A 20,037-nucleotide genomic window follows, 5' to 3' on the forward strand; every position below is an offset into this window, starting at 1 on the left:
ATAGACAAAGAAAAACGCCCCGTCATTTTCATGGACGAGGCGTTATTTTTACTCTTCGTTATCTACCAACTCTTGATAACCTTCAGCACTGAGTAAGTCATTTAATTCGCTTTCATTATTAGCTTTAATACGAAATAACCACCCTTCGCCATATGGTGCGCTGTTTACTAACTCAGGAGAACCATCTAACTCTTCATTTACAGCAACAATTTCGCCTGATAATGGTGAATAAATATCAGACGCCGCTTTTACGGATTCAGCGACTGCGCAATCTTCGCCTGCATTCACTTCTCTACCTACTTCAGGTAAATCAACAAACACCATATCACCTAAAAGCTCTTGTGCATGTTCAGAAATTCCCACAGTGTATTCGCCATTGCCTTCAGAACGAACCCACTCATGAGATTGTGCATATTTTAATTCACTCGGTATTTGACTCATTGACCATACTCTCCATTTAAAATAGTTGTGCGTGTTATACCAATGCTTTACCAGAACGAACAAATCCTGGTTTCACTACTTCTACTGGCATTTCACGATTACGCATTAATACAATTGCGCTATCTTTAATACCTGCTGGGACTCTCGCTAATGCAATACTAAAGCCTAATGTTGGAGAGAAAGTTCCACTGGTAATAACACCTTCTCTTATCTCACCCAAATCATCAGTAAAGTGAACGGCAGTACCTGCACGTAGCACGCCTTTTTCTCGCATCACTAAACCCACAAGTTTATCTGTGCCTGTTGCGCGTAATTTTTCTAATGCTTCTCTACCAATAAATTGACGATCTTCAGGTGCCCACGCTATCGTCCACCCCATATTAGCTTCGAGAGGATTAATTGTTTCATCCATCTCTTGACTATAAAGATTCATTCCCGCTTCTAAACGTAATGTATCTCTTGCACCTAATCCTGCTGGCTTCACACCAACAGCTAATAATTTTTGCCAAAACGCAACGGCTTGCTCTTTTGGCATGGCGACTTCATATCCTGCTTCGCCGGTATAACCTGTGGTAGCAATAAATAGTTCATCTAGTTGCACACCATAAAATGGTTTCATGGCTGAGACGACTTGGCGCTGTTGTGGTGTTAATAAGCTTTGGACTTTTTCTGGCGCATGGGGTCCTTGAATAGCAATCAAAGCGAGATCGTCACGCACCTGAATATCAACCACATAATCTGTGGCATGTTCTGTTATCCATGCGAGGTCTTTTTCTCGAGTTGCTGAATTCACCACTAGGCGGTAGAAGGTTTCATCGAAGTAATAGACAATAAGGTCATCAATAACGCCACCTGATGCATTAAGCATTCCGGTATAAAGTGCCTTACCTTTTTCAGTGAGTTTAGCGATATCGTTCGCTAATAAATAACGCAGAAAATCACGAACCTGAGCACCATGTAAATCAACAATGGTCATATGAGAAACATCAAACATACCTGCATCGCGACGTACAATATGGTGTTCATCGATTTGAGAGCCGTAATGTAACGGCATCATCCAACCATGGAAATCAACCATACGAGCACCGCAGGCTACGTGCTCATCATACAACGGAGTCTGTTTTGCCATTCTTCCCTCTTTCTACTTTACTTTAGATTATTCAGAGAACGCATATTGTTAAATATAAAATAAAACGTAATTAAAAATCATAGAATTAACCACTAAATCAACGCTAATTCTAAACATACATTTAACAATTATGAGCAATTAACATATAACGCAAACGATACCTTTCCCTTGAACTTATCATTGTGAGAAAAAATAAACCATAAGTTAAAATAGGGTATTCCCTTATTCAATGATAAAGGAGAGCTATAAGTATGCAGAACTAATGATTGCAAATATGCGGTTCAACACTCATTTTTAGCGAAGAATTACTGAAAAAGGGGAGGTATCACAAAGAATAGGCTGAAAAAATAGATTTTTTTAGTTCTATTTTTTCAGCTAAGCATAAAAAAAAGTAATGTGAAATGGGCGGTGAATTAGATTTTTTCAACTGAAGTGGAATTTTTACCACTTAACCATTCTGGCAAATCAGAAACCCCCATCGCTTGCTCAAGCAACTTAGGTTTTACGCCCGGTAAACTATCTGCTAACGAAAGACCAATATCTCTTACTAACTTTTTGACGGGATTATTACCAGCAAATAGCTCTCTAAATCCCTGCATACTTGCTAACATGACCGCAGCAGCATGTTTACGACGACGCTCAAAACGTCTTAAATAGAGATATTCGCCAAAATCTTTGCCTTCTGCTTTTAAGCGACGGATTTCACCAATAAGTTCTGCGACATCCATAAACCCAAGATTTACACCCTGTCCAGCTAAAGGATGAATGGTATGTGCCGCATCTCCTAATAACGCTAAGCGAGGAGCCGCAAATTGACGAGCATAACGCCCCGTTAAAGGAATCGTCATGCGTTCACTTATCAGTTCACATTGCCCTAAGCTCATATCAAAAGTAACGCCCAAGGTGCGCTCAAACAGGGTTTTATCTGCATTTTTATACTCTTGAGCAAGATTTCCCGGTAAAGACCAAACGATAGAACAGGTATGTGGATCTGATAATGGCAGAAATGCCAAAATGCCTTCACCATGAAAGACTTGGCGAGCGACATTGTTATGAGGCTGTTCAGTGCGAATAGTCGCAACCAACGCGTGATGTTCATAATCCCAAAAAGTGAGTGGGATATCTGCATTTTTGCGTAACCAAGAGTTAGCGCCATCAGCGCCGATGACTAATCTGGCGGTTAGCATCTCACCATTATCAAGTGTAATAAAAGCATCATTTTCACCCCACACAATACGTTCAATTTGAGCGGGTGAGTAAAACGTAATATCACTGTAACTTTCGCATTTTTGCCAAAGTACTTCGCGGATTAAATGATTTTCGATGATAGAGCCTAGATGAGTAAACCCTTCTTTTTGAGCAGAGAATTGAATGCGACCAAAACTATCTTGATCCCACACTTCCATACCTTGATAGGGTGTTGCTCGTAATGCATTGAGATTTTCCCATACACCTAATTTTTTAAGCAGTAACTCACTTGCCGTATTAATTGCTGATACCCGTAATGAAAAATCATCTTGCGAGTGAAAATGTTCCGTTACAGGGTGATTTTCTATTATCGCTATACGTAAACCACACCCGTGTAATCCGCAGGCTAATGCAAGCCCTACCATTCCACCACCAGCAATAACAACATCAAATGATTTCATAATAAAAGTATCCTAAAAACAATTATACTTAGTCTGTCCAACCTAAGGTTTGGTGTGCCAATCTATTACGTAGAGCAGGAATAAGTTCCATCGCCATTAATCCAATATTGCGCGATATAATTAAAGGCATGCAGCGGTTAGCAAATACTTTAACTAACCCATCCGTTATTCCAATCGTCTCTTCTCTATCGTTTTGGCGAAGTTGCTGATATTGAGATAGCACTTGATAGCTACCGATATCAACATCTGAATTAATTGCTTTGGTTAATGTATTAGCCAATGCCATCACATCTCGTAGACCAAGATTAAAACCTTGTCCTGCAATAGGATGAAGCGTTTGTGACGCATTTCCAACTAGCGCAAGGCGATGGCTGATAATTTGATTCGCTTTTTGTAATACTAGAGGATAGCTATTGCGCTTACCTATATGCTCAATGCGTCCTAATCGCCAGCCAAAATCACGCTGTAAATGAGCAATCGTTGTTTTATCATCCCATTGCGCTATTTCAGCCTGTTTCGCCATTGGATGACACCATACAAGGGAACTGCGCCCCTCACTCATGGGTAACATCGCTAAAGGACCAAATTCAGTAAAGCGTTCAAAGGCTTTACCTTGCGGATCAATTTCTGTTTTTACATTGGCAATAACCGCGACTTGCTCATAACGTTCACGTTGCCATTGAATATGGCACTGATGTGCTATTGCTGAATGTGTTCCATCGGCGGCAACCAATAAATCACCTTTTAACCGAGTACCATCATTAAGCGTCACTTCAACAGCGTCGATATCACGATGCACATGCTCAACTTTAGCTGGGCAATATAACTGAATATTGGACTGTTTTTTTAATTGAGCGAAAAGCTGACGACCTGCGTCGTGCAGCTCTATTACGTAGCCTAACGCTGAAATAGCGTAGTCTTGCGCACTTATATTAACAAAACCACAATGTCCTCTATCAGAAACATGAACATGATTAATTGGTGTAACAAAAGGCTTAAGCGTTGACCAAATACCAATTTGTTCTAATCGCTTTGCAGTACCATGGGCAAGTGCTATTGCTCTGGCATCAAACCCCGGATGACCTTTGTCAGGCTCTGACGTTTCAATTAATGATATTGAAATTTTACCTTTATTTAGCGCAGAAAGCGCGAGTGCAAGTGTTGCTCCCGCCATTCCACCACCAACGATAATCACGTTCATGTGGATATTAGCCTTAAATTTTTCCTGCCATTAGTGCTTCAATGTCATCAGCATCTTTAACTACAGATGCGGTGAGATTCTCATTGCCCGTTTCTGTAATTAAAATATCATCTTCGATGCGAATACCAATACCGCGATATTCCTGCGGTACATCAGCATCTGGTGCAATATAAAGACCCGGTTCAATAGTCAGTACCATTCTTGGTTCTAAAATACGGTCACGTTCGACGCCATAATGACCAACATCATGAACATCAAGCCCTAACCAATGACTGAGGCTATGCATAAAGAAACGCTGATAAGCTTTTGTTTCGATCAAATGTTCGACTTCACCGTGCATAATGCCCAGTTTTACGAGTCCTTCGACCATGATATACACCACATGCTCGGTGACTTCTTTGATACTTGTACCAGGTTTGTACAATTCGAGAGAGACATTGATTGATTTTAAAACAATGTCGTAAATTTCACGTTGTTGACGCGTAAATTTACCATTAACAGGGAATGTGCGCGTAATATCACCGGCATAGCCTGCATATTCACATCCAGCATCGATTAGGACCAAATCCCCATCACGCATTTTGGTTTCATTTTCGGTGTAGTGCAAAATACATCCGTTTTCACCACTGCCAACAATACTGTTATAAGACGGAAAACGTGCACCATGAGAAACAAACTCATGCTCAATTTCACCTTGAAGTTGATATTCATACATACCCGGTTTGCATTTTTGCATTGCGCGAGTATGTGCAAGTGCCGAAATTTCACCTGCTTTACGCATTAAATCAATTTCAATATCCGTTTTAAATAGGCGTAGCTCATGAACCATTGGACGCCAATCAATAACTGTTTGTGGCGCTTTTAAATTACGACGAGAGCCTTTTCTTAAGGTATCTAAAGCACTAAACACGATTTCATCCGCAAAAGCATATTCACCTTGCGCATGATAAACAACATCCAATCCATTAAGTAATTGATATAACTGTTCACCAACATCTTCATAAGGTAACGCTTTATCAACGCCTAGTTTTTCAGGTGCCGCATCTTGACCAAGACGGCGACCAAACCAGATTTCTGCGGTGAGATCTCTCACACGATTAAACAGCACACTATGATTATGAGTTTCATCGCTTTTAATCAGCACAAGAACCGCTTCTGGTTCACTAAAACCGGTCAGATAAAGGAAGTCACTATGCTGACGATAAGGATATTCACTATCAGCGTTGCGTTGCGCTGTTGGTGCAGCAAAAAAGATAGCCGCACTAGCAGGTTTCATCTGAGCTAATAACGCCTGACGACGGGATAAAAATTCTTGCTTATTCATACCCTCTCCTGTCTTTCTTTTATCTTTATGATTTCTAATTAATGATGTGATTAATGTAAAATACGTTGTTCATCTTGTTCATCACTTTCCTTGCCTTTTGGGGCAACAAATGTAATGTAGCAAAGTTGAACCGACACTTTTACATATTCGGTAACTTCTTCAAGTGCATCTTCAAGTTCTTCTTGATTTTCGTCTTCTTCATAACCTAATGCACCAATATTACGTAAATCAGTAATAACTTCGAGAAGCTCTTTGTGCTCAGATAGTTTAGGCTGTGCAACACCTAAACCTAAAAGAAAATGGTTTACCCAACCAGCAAGTGCATCTGCTCTTAAAAAAATAGAATCTGATTCAGCAGGAAGTAGCATAGAAAAATTGAATACGCTGTCATCGAGTTGCTCATAAGTTACATGATACAGTGCTTCAAGTGGGTCTAATAACGTTTTAGGAAATGCTAAACCTTCGTTAGTCAGATCATGTAACAGCGTTTTCCAACTACTATCGCGGACAGCACCACAAATAAAACCTGTTATCAACCCATGCATTTCTGCAGCGGTTAAAGGAACAGTATGTTGCTGTAATAAAGCGTCGATAGACTGATAACTCGGTAATGTGTTTTCTTTTGACATAAAATAAACGTCGCATTTAGGGGAATAGTTCAAGATATGCTACCATCAATAGAAGTCGCTGTACCAGTTAAGCTATGTTAATCATTGGAATTTTTGCTGTAATAGCGTTTAATACAGCGTTATAACCGTATACACTACTCAGTACGTAGCACAGATTTTATGTCAGGAAGGAATCATGTCCGCACAACCCGTTGATCTTCAAATTTTTGGGCGCTCATTACGAGTCAATTGCCCACCAGAACAAAGAGATGCTTTACTGGCTTCTGCTGCTGAACTTGAACAACGATTACAAGATCTCAAGGAGCGCAGTGGTGTTTCCAACACAGAGCACTTAATTTTTATAGTGGCATTGAATATGAGCCATGAGTTGGCAGAAGAAAAGCTAAAAACGAGAGACTATGCCTACAATATGGAAGAGAAAATAAAAATGCTACAACAGTCCATTGAACAAGCTTTACACGATCAAGGCAAGCACCATGATCGCACTTTTTCAACTGCAAAGTAGATTTGTTCAGAAAGCATGCGTACACCACGAAATTAACAGATAATAGGTTGCTTTCTGCAATTAAAATAATACAATAGTTTATAGATAAGGTGCTTAACGGCACCCACCAAATTTCTCTGAGATGTTTGCCAGCGGGCCAGTCCCCTGAGCCGATATTCGAAACACATAGAACGTGGTGATCTGTTACTTGTGAGCATACCCGATTCGTTCAGGCAGCCTAATGGTAACAACACTATGTTCACCTTGGACCATGGGTTCAAGGGTTACAGCTTGCGGCGGCATCTTGGAGACCTCCATCTAAGTTCTAAACATTAAGTATTTTTAAATGCTTAGCGTTTAGAGCTTTTTTTATATCCTTAGATTTATAGATTGATGAGAATGACAACTCCTCATTAAAACTGACAATTTACTGATGGGCTGATAAATGACAAACGCCTTGCTTTTTCAGCAAAGAGACCAAATTCGCAAAGCTATTCGTCAACAGAGGCGTTCTCTTACTCCTGAGCAACAACAACTTGCTGCTCAACAACTTAGTGACAACGTTCTCTCTCATCCCAAAATCAAAGATGCTGATACCATTGCCCTTTTTCTCTCTTTTGATGGTGAAATTGATACTGCACCTTTGATCTTACAATTATGGGCACTAAACAAAAAAATTTGCTTACCGATTTTGCACCCTTTTCATCGCCATCATCTGCTTTTTTTGCGTTATACCCACAAAACGCAATTGATAAAAAATCGATTTAACATTTCAGAGCCGCCTCTTAATGTAAATGATGTTATTCCGTTATCAGAGATCGACATTATATTTACACCACTTGTTGCGTTCGATTCATCAGGTCAACGCTTAGGCATGGGTGGAGGTTTTTATGATAGAACATTAGAAAATTGGCAACAAAAATCGTTTTATCCAATAGGACTTGCACATACTTGCCAGCAAGTTGAACAACTTCCGGTTGCTGATTGGGACGTACCATTACCTGAAATTATTACACCAAATAAAATTTGGCATTTTTCATCTTAATTTATCAATGTATTAACTCAATTCATTACCAATAAATATCTTTGTTTTTTTATATCTAAAAAAATAACAATAGGGTTAACTGCGTTTTTATATCATTAATTCACATATTGAGGATATTAACGCCAGGATGGATAATAACAAGAAAAACAACCTAATAAATGCGATTAATACTATTTTTCATTTATTGGAAAAAGATCCAATTAATCTAGATATAATAAAAGAAACAACACATATTAAAGAAATAGAAAAACTTTATAAATTCAAAATAAAGAAAAAACAAATAAGTTCCATTTTAAATAAAAATATCACAAGTCCTGTTATTTTTTTTGATAAAAATAAAAACATATTAATCTTATTAAAAAATAACAAAAATGAATTTCTTATTCTTGATACCAATTCCAATAAAACAAAAAAAATAAATCGAAAAGAGTTTATTACACTCGCAAAAGAAACCTACTATCACATTGAATTCAAGAATAATAGTAGCTTTAATATTGCATGGTTTTATCCAGTTTTTATGAAATATAAAGCTACTTTTCGAAGTGTTCTTTTTTACTCATTTATCTTGCAAATTTTAGCACTGACGACACCTTTAGCCATACAGATGGTTATGGATAAGGTCATTATACATCAAGCTTTTTCTACACTTGATGTATTAATTATTGGTTTAGTATTTATCGCTATTTCAGAAGGAACACTAAAAGGAATAAGAGAGTATATCTATCATCACACGGCAAATAAAATTGACATGTCACTGAGTTTAAAGCTAACAAAGCACTTATTTAAACTTCCACTTAGTTATTTCAAACATAGACAAACTGGCACTATTGTTGCCAGAGTAAAAGAGTTAGATATTATTAGAGAGTTTATTACTCGTACCTTATTACTACTTGTAGTAGATTTTTTATTTATTTTTGTTTTTATTTTTATAATGGCTATTCTCTCTTTAAAACTAACACTACTCTTTCTTGCCACCATTCCACTTTACTTTATTTTAGCCAAAATAATCTCACCAAAAATAGAACAATCAATTCAACAGCTATATCATAAATCCGCGATTAATACTGCATTTCTAACAGAAAGCATCGGTGGAATAGAAACCATAAAAAGTCTTTCTCTTGAACCACGATTTACACAACAATGGAATAATCAGATTCATCAATTGATTTATCAAAATTTAAAATCACAAAATATTGATAATCTTTCCAATTTTATTGTCTCTTCGCTTCAGAAAATAACTATTGCGTTAATTTTATGGTTTGGTGCTTATGAAGTTATTAATTTATCGATGACAATAGGTCAGCTAATTGCCTTTAATATGTTATTAAGCCATTGTTTATATCCACTAAGCACCGCAGTTTCTACCTGGGGAAAATACATAAGAACAAAAATAGCCATTTATAATTTACAAGATATTCTTAATCTTCCTAAAGAAAAAGAGATAGCAACACTATCCCTAGATATTAAAGGCGAAATTATTTTTGATAATGTTAGCTTTTATTATCAAAGCAATACAGTCCCTATTTTAAATCAGATCTCACTTAATATAAAAGAACATGAAGTTATTGGTATTGTTGGTACATCTGGTTCAGGAAAAAGTACACTGGCTAGAATGATTTCTGCGCTTTATATTCCTCAACAAGGTCATGTTTATATAGATGGCACTCCTGTTTCACAATTTAATCCTATGGTATTACGTCAACAAATAGGCTTTGTATTACAAGAAAGCTTTCTATTTCATTTAACCGTTTTTGATAATATTCGCCTTTCTGTTCCTGATGCTTCACTGGATGAAGTTATCGTTGCAGCTAAATTAGCGGGTGCTCATGAATTTATTCTAAAATTATCGCTCGGTTATGACACATTAATTGTAGAAGGAGGCAGCTCTTTATCTGGTGGTCAACGCCAAAGAATTGCTATTGCAAGAGCACTTTTAGCAAAACCTAAAATTTTAATCTTTGATGAGGCAACAAGCGCCCTAGATGATGAATCTCAATCTATTATTCAAAAAAATATGCCATTAATCGCAAAGGATAAAACTGTTATTATTATTGCCCATCGACTTTCTAGTGTAAGAGAGTGCCAACGCATTATAGTATTAGAAAATGGCGAGATTATAGAGCAAGGAAATCATCATCAGCTAATTAATAAAGAAAGTCACTATAAAAAGCTTTGGGATATTCAACAAGGATGTTAATAATGAAGTTAAAAATAAAGTCGGTAATATCACGTTTTTTTTCTCATAAAGGAGTAAACAGTAATTATGATTTTTATCCTAATCACATCGCCATCATTAAAAAACCGCCGACACCGTATAGCCACTATATAGCAATAACTCTATCCTTAAGTGTTATTATTTTTATTGTTTGGGCATATTTGGGAAAACTTGATGTACAAGCATCAGCAACAGGTAGATTAATTATTACAGGGTATTCACAACATATCCAAGCTTATGAACAAAGTCGCCTCACACAAATTCATGTTAAAAATGGACAATATGTAAAGCAAGGTACACCTTTATTAACGTTAGATATACTAGGTATCGATGAAGAAATAAAAAGTATAAAAAACAAACTTAATCATTCAATGATATTAAAAATTCGCTATCAAGCATTAAGCCAAGACAGCCCATTAGAATCACTTTACCAATTTAATAAACTTGATAATAAAATTAGAAAATCTATTTTAGTAAGTTATAAGAAAGAAAAAAATGAATTTATTTCCAACGTTAACAATATAAATATTGAAATAGAAATAAACAATAAAAATAAAATGTCAATTATAAACAATCTAACCTCACTAAATAAACTAAAAAAAAATATAGATGAAAGATTAGAAATAAAGAGTATCTTACTTAATAAAAAAGTTATTAGTAGAATGGAGTATTTGGAAAATGAGAAAGAATTACTTGATATAACAAGGCAGATAAATTTAAAGCAGTCTGAACTCATACTTATGACTAGCAAAAAAAATCTATTAACAGAGAGCCTAGACAAACTAATTAAACAAAAATCGCTAGAGTGGCACGATAAATATAAGCAATATGAAAGTGAGATATTAATATTAAATCAAACTCTTAGTCATTTAGAAAAACGGCAACAGTTGAAAGTCATTCGTTCACCAGTAACTGGTACTGTTCAGCAATTAACAACTCATACATTAGGAGGTGTATTACAACCAGCACAAAGTGTGATGGTTATTGTTCCTGATACTAACAAAAATATCGCAGAAGTGAATGTTCTTAACAAAGATATTGCCTTTATTTATAAAGATCAAAAAGCAATTATCAAGATTGATGCTTATCCTTATACTCGATACGGCACCATTGAAGGTAAAGTGATTAATATTGCAAAAGATTCAGTACAGCATGAACAATTAGGCTTAGTCTATCCAACATTAATTGAATTAAATACACAATTTATCAATATGAAAGGGCATGAATATAAACTTACAACAGGTATGTCATTAATTGCTGAAATTATTATAGATAAACGCAGAGTTATTGATTATATACTTAGTCCTATTGAAGTTTATCGTCATGAAGCACTTAGAGAAAAATAATAGTGAAAAATATATGGATATTAATGAAAAAGAAAATTTATATCACTCATCTATTCTTGATGGCTTACTCTACTATGCTAAATTACATAGAGGTAAAATCACCAAAAAACAGATTATTCATCTTATAGGTAAAAGTAACAACTTAACCAAATGGAAAGTTATTGAAGCGGCTAATCATCTTAATCTAAAATGTGAATTTTCCACATTAAATAGTAACAGCAGTGAAGATATCGCGATTAATACGCTTATTGAAATTAATAATTACTGGTATATCTTAAAAAAGAAGAAAAAAGATAAAATTGTTGTTTTAGATACAAAAAGTAAAAACAAAAAAGAATATATATTAACAAATAAAGAGATACTCAAAACATTACTAACCATTTATCATAAAGAAAATAACAAAAATAGTACATTTAGCTTAAGGTGGTTTATTCCATCTGTTTTACGCCAAAAAAAATCACTCTTTCTTTTATTTATTCTTTCATGTGTCATTCAATTATTTGCCTTAATTAACCCTATTATTTTCGAAAAAATTATTGATAAAGTATTAACAGGTCGTAGTCTTTCAAGTTTACATGTCTTAGGTGGTGTATTGTTTCTTATTGCTATAATAGAACCACTTTATCTACTATTAAGAGATAAACTTTATACTTTTATTTCTTGCAAGTTCAGCGCTGAGTTTTCAGGTAAAGCTTATCAGCACTTAATTCATCTCCCTAATCTGTTTTTTAATCAGCGTCAATCAGGGCAAATTATTGCTCGTATTCAAGAGCTATCACATATCAGACAATTTATTACTGGTTCTGCTTTTATGATGGTACTTGATCTGATTTTTATTACGCTCTTTATTGCTGTTATGTTTTCTTACTCTATATTATTAACATGGATAACGGTTGCTGCTTTAGTACTCTACTTTCTTCTTTGGTTAATTATTGGTCCTATTATTCGTTATTGGGTTGAGCTGGAATATCAAGCCAGTGCAGATAACACTAGCTTATTAACCGAAGCAATAAATGGTATAGAGAGCATAAAAGTTACGGCAACTGAACAACTATTTATAAAAAAATGGCAATATAAAATAACTATTCATATTCTTAATCGTTTTTCTGCCGCGAAGACAGCGCTTTTAGCACAGCAGCTAATTTCAATTATTCATAAGATTACTACCGCTATTATTTTATGGTATGGCGTAAAGTTAATTATAAATTTACAACTCACGGTAGGTGAACTTGTTGCCTTTAATATGTTTGCCGCTCATATTACCCAACCAATATTACGATTAGCGCAAATATGGCAAGATTTTCAGCAAACAACAATCTCACTACATCGCATTGGTGATATTTTAAATTCCCCCACAGAGCACCAACATCAAGGGCTTGCAACCATGCCCAATATCCAAGGAAATATTGTTTTCTCTAATGTTCGCTTTCGTTACGCTCTCGATTCACCTGATGTTATCGAGCGACTTTCATTATCAATCCCCGCGGGTAAATTTATTGGTATTACTGGACCTTCGGGTTCAGGAAAAAGTACGCTTACGCGTTTAATTCAGCGATTTTATACACCACAGCAGGGTCAGATATATATCGATGGAATGGATCTCGCTATTGCGGATCCTTTATCTCTACGACAGAGCATTGGTATCGTACTACAAGAGAACTTTCTTTTTACGGGGACTATTGCTGAGAATATTCGTTTATCAAAACCTCACTGTACTGAAAATGAAATAATAGATGCAGCAAAACTTGCGGGTGCTTTTCATTTTATTGAACAGTTACCTAAAGGCTTTAATACCCAAGTTGGCGAAAGAGGTGGCTGCTTATCAGGCGGGCAGCGTCAGCGGATTGCCTTAGCAAGAGCGCTATTAACTAATCCTTGTATTCTTATACTTGATGAGGCAACTTCAGCACTTGATTACCAATCTGAAGCTGAGATTTTAGCGAATTTACCCACTATCTGTAAAAATAGAACCGTGATTAGTATTGCTCATCGATTAAACACAATATCTCGATCAGATTATATTTATGTTATTGATAAAGGCCGAGTGCTAGAAGAGGGAACACACTCTACTCTATTAAAAAATCACTCTCTTTATCGCCAATTATGGGATAAGCAAACACAGTGACTTTTTACTAAAAATAAAAAAGGCTCGATAATTAACTCGAGCCTTTCATTATTGCTTAATGTTATTTATTAGCGAATATAAAAGTAAAATTAATACAACATACGAGCACGAATAGTACCCGGTAACGCTTTAATTCTTTGTAACACTAATTCAGCTTGTGCTTTCGTTTGTGTGGTGACGTCAATAACCACATAACCTACATTGCCTGATGTCCGTAAATATTGTGCTTCAACGTTGATATTCTCTTCTGTGAATACTTTGTTGATGCTATTCATCATACCAGGGCGGTTTTCATGAATGTGCAATAAACGGTTTACATCTTCGTTATGGCTTGGCAATGATACTTCAGGAAAGTTAACTGCGGATAACGTTGAACCATTATCAGAATACTTCGCTAATTTACCTGCTACTTCGTAGCCAATATTTTCCTGTGCTTCTTGTGTTGAACCACCAATGTGTGGTGTCAGTATCACATTATCAAATTGAATTAATTCTGAAATAAAAGGATCGTTAGGATCATTATTTGCACCCGGCTCTGATGGGAATACGTCAACAGCAGCACCTGATAAGTGTTTAGATTCTAATGCTTGAGCTAATGCAGGGATATCCACGACCGTACCGCGTGAAGCATTAATCAAAATAGAGCCTGGTTTCATACGTTGAATTTCTTCATGACCAATCATATTTTTGGTCGATGCTGTTTCTGGTACATGAAGACTGACAATATCACACATATTAAGCAATTCAGACAGATGACGAATTTGTGTTGCATTACCTAAAGGCAATTTGTTTTCGATATCATAAAAATAGACATCTAAACCAACACTTTCCGCTAAAATACCTAACTGAGTACCAATATGACCATAACCAATAATTCCCAGTTTTTTACCACGCGCTTCAAAACAGCCTTTAGCTTGTTTATCCCACACACCACGGTGTGCTTTAGCATTCGCTTCTGGAATACGACGAAGTAAAAGCAATAATTCGCCTAGTACCATCTCAGCCACGGAACGGGTGTTTGAGAATGGCGCATTAAAAACAGGAATACCACGACGGGAAGCCGCATCTAAATCAACTTGGTTAGTCCCGATACAGAAACATCCAACAGCAACCAGTTTTTCTGCTGCTGCAAAAATTTCTTCTGTTAAGTGAGTACGAGAACGAAGACCAACAAAACGAGCATCACGGATAGCTTCTTTTAATTCTTCGTCCGATAATGCGCCTTTGTGATATTCAATATTGGTATAACCTGCTGCTCGTAAATTTTCTACTGCGCTTTGATGCACACCTTCCAGTAGTAGAAACTTTATCTTTTCTTTTTCCAAAGATACTTTAACCATTTACCCTGCCCTATCGTTGTTACATGTATGAAAACTGAATCCTGTCCCATCAACATAACAAAAATAGATTTTGTCGCAATACAACCGATTGCCACAATGGCAGAATAAGCGATAGATAAAGTGATTTTCTACCGAGCAAAATGATTTTGACTGGGATAATGACAGAATTTTAGGTAGAGATATAACTATCGTGTGATATATATCACTGTATTTAAGGTTTTTGAAATAATTTGAAAAAAATAGGTAACCGCTGTTACCTATTTTTCTATCAATTACTTGATTGTTTTAACGCCTTGTGAGGTTCCCATCAATACGATATTTGCACCACGATTAGCAAATAATCCTACCGTTACCACACCGGGGATACTGTTTATTTTATTTTCTAACTCAATAGGATTAAGAATTGTTAAATTATGTACGTCTAAAATGATATTACCATTATCAGTAACCACATTTTCACGATATTCAGGTAGACCACCTAGTTTAACTAATTCGCGCGCGACAAAAGAGCGAGCCATCGGAATAACTTCAATAGGGAGAGGAAATTTACCTAATACATCAACTTGTTTAGACTCATCAACAATACAGATAAACGTTTTTGCTACACCCGCGATTATTTTTTCACGCGTTAATGCCGCACCACCGCCTTTAATCATTTGCATTTGATGGTTGATCTCATCAGCACCATCAACATAAATATCTAAAGAATCCACTTCATTACAGTCAAAAACAGGAATACCGTAGCTTTTCAGTTTTTCAGTTGATGCAACTGAACTTGAAACGGTTCCTTCGATTTGACCTTTCATTGTCGCTAATGCATCAATGAAATGAGAAGCAGTTGAACCGGTACCCACACCAACAATCATGCCGGGTTTTACATAATCAAGCGCCGCCCAACCTACCGCTTTTTTTAATTCATCCTGAGTCATTTAAAAAAACCTTATTTATCACATTAATGGAATAAGAATAGCATATTGCATTGAAAACTAGCAGGAGACACATCAAAAACTGAGAAGCAACATTTTAACTCATTACAAACAAAAATATGGCATAGTAGGCAATAGAATATAAAATCAAAGAGAGTCTGTTAATGAAACGTCCTGATTATCGGGCACTACAAGCCCTTGATGCTGTCATTCGAGAGCGTGGCTTTGAACGAGCCGCGCAAAAGCTATGTATTACTCAATCTGCCGTTTCACAGCGTATCAAGCAGTTAGAAAACTTGTTTGGGCAACCTTTACTGGTACGCACTGTCCCACCGCAACCGACAGAGCAAGGACAAAAACTATTAGCATTATTACATCAAGTAGAATTATTAGAAGAACAGTGGTTAGGTGATGAAAATAGTGGTTCGACGCCTCTTTTACTCTCTTTAGCAGTGAATGCGGATAGTTTAGCAACATGGTTACTTCCTGCTTTGCACCCCGTTTTAACGCAACTTCCGATCCGTTTAAATATCCAAGTTGAAGATGAAACCCGTACTCAAGAGCGGTTAAGACGCGGTGAAGTTGTTGGTGCTATCAGTATCCAACCTCAAGCATTACCAAGTTGCTTAGTAGATCAATTAGGTGCGCTAGACTACTTATTTGTCGCCTCACCTGATTTTGCCCAACGTTATTTTGCTAATGGTGTAACCAAATCATCGTTATTAAAAGCGCCTGCGGTCGCCTTTGACCATCTTGATGATATGCATCAGGCATTTCTACAACAAAATTTCGGACTCTCTCCTGGTAGTGTTCCTTGCCATATTGTTAACTCTTCTGAAGCGTTCGTACAATTGGCTAGACAGGGTTCAACCTGTTGTATGATCCCACATCTGCAAATTTCAGATGAACTAAAAAATGGTCAGCTCGTTGATTTAACTCCGGGGCTTTGCCAACGTCGAATGCTCTATTGGCACCGTTTTGCACCTGAAAGCAGAACCATGAGAAAAGTCACCGATGCATTGATTGATTTTGGTCGAAAAGTATTAAAACAAGATGAAGAGTGATACTCATTATTTCATCTTCTTCACACAAAAATAGGCTTCCAATTGAAGCCTATTTTATTTTTATGACAACAAGATTATTTAGTGCGTTTTAATTCAAAGACCACATCAACATAATCTTTAAATTCGATACTTTGTTGTTCATAAGTTTCCTGTACCGCAGCGGGTGCTTGAGCTTTTAATGCCATTGCATCCATACGAACTTGTGCGATTGGATAAGGTGTCGCTTCTGGTGCACGATAGCTCACACTATAGACCGCACCTAAATCAGCACCAAAACCTTTTGCCACTGAGCTGGCTTGGTCTATCGCATTTTTAATCGCAACTTCACGTGCTTTTATTTTGTATTGCTCTGAATTATTAACACCAAACTCAACACTATTAATTTCATTTAAGCCTGCGGCTAATGCACCATCAAGCAACGTATTAAGTTGTTCCAATTTTTTAATTTTGACATTGACTGTACGTGTTGCGGTATAGCCGTTAATCACGGAACGTTCCGTTTTTTTATCATATTCATAATTTGGTTGAGTACGAATATTGGCTGCATCAATATCTTCTTTTACTACGCCATTTTCTTTTAAGAAAACAAAGTATTTTGCAACACGCTCATCAACTTGTTTTTTAGCCTGAGCTGCATCTTTTGCTCTTTCGCTGACCTGTATATTGAGTGTTGCCATATCAGGAGCGGCTTTAATAGTTGCATTACCCGATGTTGTAATATGTGGTCCTTCTGGTTCAGCAGCAGCAAAAGCCGCGGAAGGTAACCCAAGCGCTAACACGGATGCTAATACAGTCGCTTTTAATTTCACAAAAACCTCCTGACAAGAGAATAAGTTACACCATCTTATGACGGATAAAATGAACATTAGCACATCTCGTGTAAAGATCTTTAAGATTGAAAGATAATTTTCCATCCCTGAGCCGCTAATTGCACAGCAATAAACCACATCACACAGCCAACAAAAAGATTAATAATGCGTTGAGCGCGCGCTTTGCTTAACACAGGAGAAAACCAAGCGGCTAATAATGCTAAAGCAAAAAACCAACAAATTGATGCCAATATCGCACCAAACGTAAACCAAGGACGCAGTTCTGAAGTTAATTGCCCCCCTATACTTCCAATTACAACAAAAGTATCGAGATAAACATGAGGGTTTAACCAAGTCACAGCAACTAATGTGACAATCACACGCCAGCGGCTTTTTACCTGATTTGCAGTTTGAGATAATTCAATATCTTTTGAAAATACCGTTTTAAATGCACTCCAGCCATACCACAATAAAAACGCAACACCGCCCCAAGTAATAAGTAACAGCAATGTTTCTGATTGACTAAGTAATGCACTACCACCAAATACACCTGCAGTAATTAATACAACATCACTTAATGCACATAAAAATGCACTCATTAAGTGAAATTGTTTTTTGCTGCCTTGTTGAAGAACAAATGCATTCTGGGCACCTATAGGTAAAATCATTGCTGCACTTAATATAAAACCCTGAAAAAAAGTCGTGAACATGCAAAATACCTTAATAATTATTCGTTAAATATTTGCTGAATAATAAGTGTATTTTGATATTAGAGGAAATGAATCATTCTTATTGTTAATAAGAGAAACTAATACGTGTAATCCAGTAAAATAATACAAAAAAGCCACGTTGTTAACGTGGCTCTATCGCATCTATTTTAGTGAGATTACTCAGCTTTAGCTGTCGCATTTTGTGGCTGATGCATATAAATATCCATTTGTGGGAATGGAATACCAATATTATGAGCATCTAACGTGCGTTTAAAATCTTCCATTAGATCCCAATAAACAGGCCATGCATCGCCATTTGTTGTCCAAACACGAACGACAAAGTTTAATGAAGAAGGCGCCATTTCATGTAAACGAATAGTCACACCTTTCTCATGCTGAATTCGTTTATCTTTAGCAACAACATTACCCAACACTTTTTTTACTGTATCTATGTCAGCATCGTAAGCGACACCAACCATAATTTGTGTCCGGCGATCAGGTTCTCGCGTTAAGTTAATAACTTCGCTGCTGATTATTTTGCTATTTGGAATAACGATAATGCGGTCATCTGCTGAGCGTAAAGTGGTTGAGAAAATCTGTACATCTCTCACGGTACCTTCTACAGCACCTATCATGACATATTCACCCGCACGAATTGGGCGGAAAATAACAATTAATACACCCGCGGCAAAGTTAGAAAGTGAACCTTGTAGCGCTAAACCAACCGCTAAACCAGCCGCACCTAATACCGCGATAACAGAAGCAGTTTGTACACCTAATCTGCCTAATACCGCAATTAAAGTGAAAGCAACAACCGTATAACGTACTAAAACAGACAAGAACGTTACTACCGTTGCATCGATATGACGTAGCGTTAAGACTCTAGCAACCCCTTTTCCAATCATTTTGGCAACAAAAAGACCAACAAATAAGATAAGAAACGCTGCAATAATATTCACCGCATACTGAATAAAGAGGTCTTGATTTGCAACAAACCAACCTGTTGCTTCATCTAAACTACCCGGTAATTCATTCATTAGGCCACCTTTTTCAACTTAAAAACGTAATAACAAGAATAGCAACAAAGAGCATATTGTGGCAGATTCATTCTAAAAATATATAGGAATTGTTAATTTTTACTATTTTCTAGAATAAATAACCGATATTTTTGTAGCATAGTAGCGAAATCATCTAGCCCACAAAATGAGATACTTTCGTTGTCGTAATAGCTCATGCCTTCTTCCATTTCATCGGTTTCAAAATGAAGTGTATTAGCTCTTATCATGATTTCTTCATCATCAATAAATAGGCTGTATTCTTTACCGATAAGTTCCCATTGCCTCTCGCTTCCTTTAACCGCTTCCATCTCTTCAAAAATTTGGTCTATCTGGCTTATATCACCCTGAATTTCATCATTAAGCCAATAACCAATAGCTTCATGATCCATCGAAAAACGGGCAAAAATACCGCCAGTTAAATCTCGCTGAAATTCATAATCCATGGTGTACGCCCCTTATTTGATTTATCTCTTTTATAGAAAAAAACATCTTATTCTTATTATGACAAAAATAACAAAAAACGGGAGGTTTTATCCTCCCGT

Annotated in this window: 18 protein-coding genes and 1 other RNA gene; 7 read left to right on the forward strand and 12 right to left on the reverse strand. The window is 36.5% G+C overall.

Features of this window, described 5'->3' with window-relative positions; genetic code table 11:
* Positions 1-48: 48 nt before the first annotated feature.
* From gcvH to ABN099_RS07590, 6 genes are all read right to left on the reverse strand, one after another.
* Entirely contained in the window at positions 49-441 is a 393-nt protein-coding gene (gcvH, locus tag ABN099_RS07565) for a glycine cleavage system protein GcvH (RefSeq protein WP_349463029.1), read from the reverse strand.
* A gap of 34 nt (positions 442-475) precedes the next feature.
* Complete coding sequence (gcvT, locus tag ABN099_RS07570; RefSeq protein WP_349463030.1) at positions 476-1,570, reverse strand: glycine cleavage system aminomethyltransferase GcvT; 1,095 nt, start codon at positions 1,568-1,570, stop codon at positions 476-478.
* 413 nt (positions 1,571-1,983) lie between these two features.
* Complete coding sequence (ubiI, locus tag ABN099_RS07575; protein WP_349463031.1) at positions 1,984-3,219, reverse strand: FAD-dependent 2-octaprenylphenol hydroxylase; 1,236 nt, start codon at positions 3,217-3,219, stop codon at positions 1,984-1,986.
* Between the two features lie 28 nt (positions 3,220-3,247).
* Positions 3,248-4,420, reverse strand: coding sequence for a 2-octaprenyl-6-methoxyphenyl hydroxylase (ubiH, locus tag ABN099_RS07580; protein ID WP_349463032.1), 1,173 nt, complete (start codon positions 4,418-4,420; stop codon positions 3,248-3,250).
* Between the two features lie 13 nt (positions 4,421-4,433).
* Entirely contained in the window at positions 4,434-5,744 is a 1,311-nt protein-coding gene (gene pepP, locus ABN099_RS07585) for a Xaa-Pro aminopeptidase (RefSeq protein ID WP_349463033.1), read from the reverse strand.
* Between the two features lie 50 nt (positions 5,745-5,794).
* Entirely contained in the window at positions 5,795-6,373 is a 579-nt protein-coding gene (locus ABN099_RS07590; protein ID WP_349463034.1) for a YecA family protein, read from the reverse strand.
* A 175-nt stretch (positions 6,374-6,548) separates the two neighbouring features.
* Between ABN099_RS07590 and zapA the strand changes: the two genes are divergently transcribed.
* From zapA to ABN099_RS07620, 6 genes are all read left to right on the forward strand, one after another.
* Positions 6,549-6,878, forward strand: coding sequence for a cell division protein ZapA (gene zapA / locus ABN099_RS07595; protein ID WP_023581530.1), 330 nt, complete (start codon positions 6,549-6,551; stop codon positions 6,876-6,878).
* A gap of 110 nt (positions 6,879-6,988) precedes the next feature.
* Positions 6,989-7,172: non-coding RNA, 6S RNA (gene ssrS, locus ABN099_RS07600), on the forward strand.
* Between the two features lie 130 nt (positions 7,173-7,302).
* A complete protein-coding gene (locus ABN099_RS07605; protein ID WP_349463035.1) occupies positions 7,303-7,902 on the forward strand; it encodes a 5-formyltetrahydrofolate cyclo-ligase in 600 nt (199 codons plus the stop codon).
* A gap of 127 nt (positions 7,903-8,029) precedes the next feature.
* A complete protein-coding gene (locus ABN099_RS07610; RefSeq protein WP_349463036.1) occupies positions 8,030-10,099 on the forward strand; it encodes a peptidase domain-containing ABC transporter in 2,070 nt (689 codons plus the stop codon).
* Positions 10,100-10,101: 2 nt separating this feature from the next.
* Positions 10,102-11,463: an HlyD family type I secretion periplasmic adaptor subunit gene (locus tag ABN099_RS07615; RefSeq protein WP_349463037.1), complete on the forward strand. Its 1,362-nt coding sequence runs from the start codon at positions 10,102-10,104 to the stop codon at positions 11,461-11,463.
* The gene (locus tag ABN099_RS07620; protein WP_432807489.1) at positions 11,441-13,588 is read left to right on the forward strand and encodes a type I secretion system permease/ATPase; all 2,148 of its coding nucleotides are present in this window, start codon (positions 11,441-11,443) and stop codon (positions 13,586-13,588) included. Before ABN099_RS07615 ends, ABN099_RS07620 begins: the two co-directional genes overlap by 23 nt.
* An 89-nt stretch (positions 13,589-13,677) precedes the next feature.
* Here the strand turns inward: ABN099_RS07620 and serA are convergent, their stop codons facing one another.
* Both serA and rpiA read right to left on the reverse strand, forming a co-directional pair.
* Positions 13,678-14,928, reverse strand: coding sequence for a phosphoglycerate dehydrogenase (gene serA, locus ABN099_RS07625; RefSeq protein WP_349463038.1), 1,251 nt, complete (start codon positions 14,926-14,928; stop codon positions 13,678-13,680).
* A 272-nt stretch (positions 14,929-15,200) separates the two neighbouring features.
* Entirely contained in the window at positions 15,201-15,857 is a 657-nt protein-coding gene (gene rpiA, locus ABN099_RS07630) for a ribose-5-phosphate isomerase RpiA (protein WP_349463039.1), read from the reverse strand.
* 161 nt (positions 15,858-16,018) lie between these two features.
* On the opposite strand from rpiA, the gene ABN099_RS07635 reads away from it, so the two are divergent.
* Complete coding sequence (locus tag ABN099_RS07635) at positions 16,019-16,918, forward strand: LysR family transcriptional regulator ArgP (protein ID WP_349463040.1); 900 nt, start codon at positions 16,019-16,021, stop codon at positions 16,916-16,918.
* 74 nt (positions 16,919-16,992) lie between these two features.
* On the opposite strand, the gene ABN099_RS07640 is transcribed toward ABN099_RS07635, so the two are convergent.
* The 4 genes from ABN099_RS07640 to ABN099_RS07655 all read right to left on the reverse strand — a co-directional run bounded on the left by ABN099_RS07640 (position 16,993) and on the right by ABN099_RS07655 (position 19,938).
* A complete protein-coding gene (locus tag ABN099_RS07640; protein WP_349463041.1) occupies positions 16,993-17,727 on the reverse strand; it encodes an oxidative stress defense protein in 735 nt (244 codons plus the stop codon).
* An 80-nt stretch (positions 17,728-17,807) separates the two neighbouring features.
* Positions 17,808-18,437, reverse strand: a complete 630-nt coding sequence (argO, locus tag ABN099_RS07645) for an arginine exporter ArgO (protein ID WP_349463042.1) — start codon at positions 18,435-18,437, stop codon at positions 17,808-17,810.
* A gap of 176 nt (positions 18,438-18,613) precedes the next feature.
* The gene (gene mscS, locus ABN099_RS07650; RefSeq protein ID WP_349463043.1) at positions 18,614-19,474 is read right to left on the reverse strand and encodes a small-conductance mechanosensitive channel MscS; all 861 of its coding nucleotides are present in this window, start codon (positions 19,472-19,474) and stop codon (positions 18,614-18,616) included.
* Between the two features lie 92 nt (positions 19,475-19,566).
* On the reverse strand, positions 19,567-19,938 hold the full coding sequence (locus ABN099_RS07655) for a YacL family protein (RefSeq protein WP_349463044.1): 372 nt from the start codon (positions 19,936-19,938) through the stop codon (positions 19,567-19,569).
* Positions 19,939-20,037: the final 99 nt, after the last annotated feature.

Source organism: Proteus hauseri (genome assembly GCF_040139125.1).
GTDB lineage: Bacteria > Pseudomonadota > Gammaproteobacteria > Enterobacterales > Enterobacteriaceae > Proteus > Proteus hauseri_B.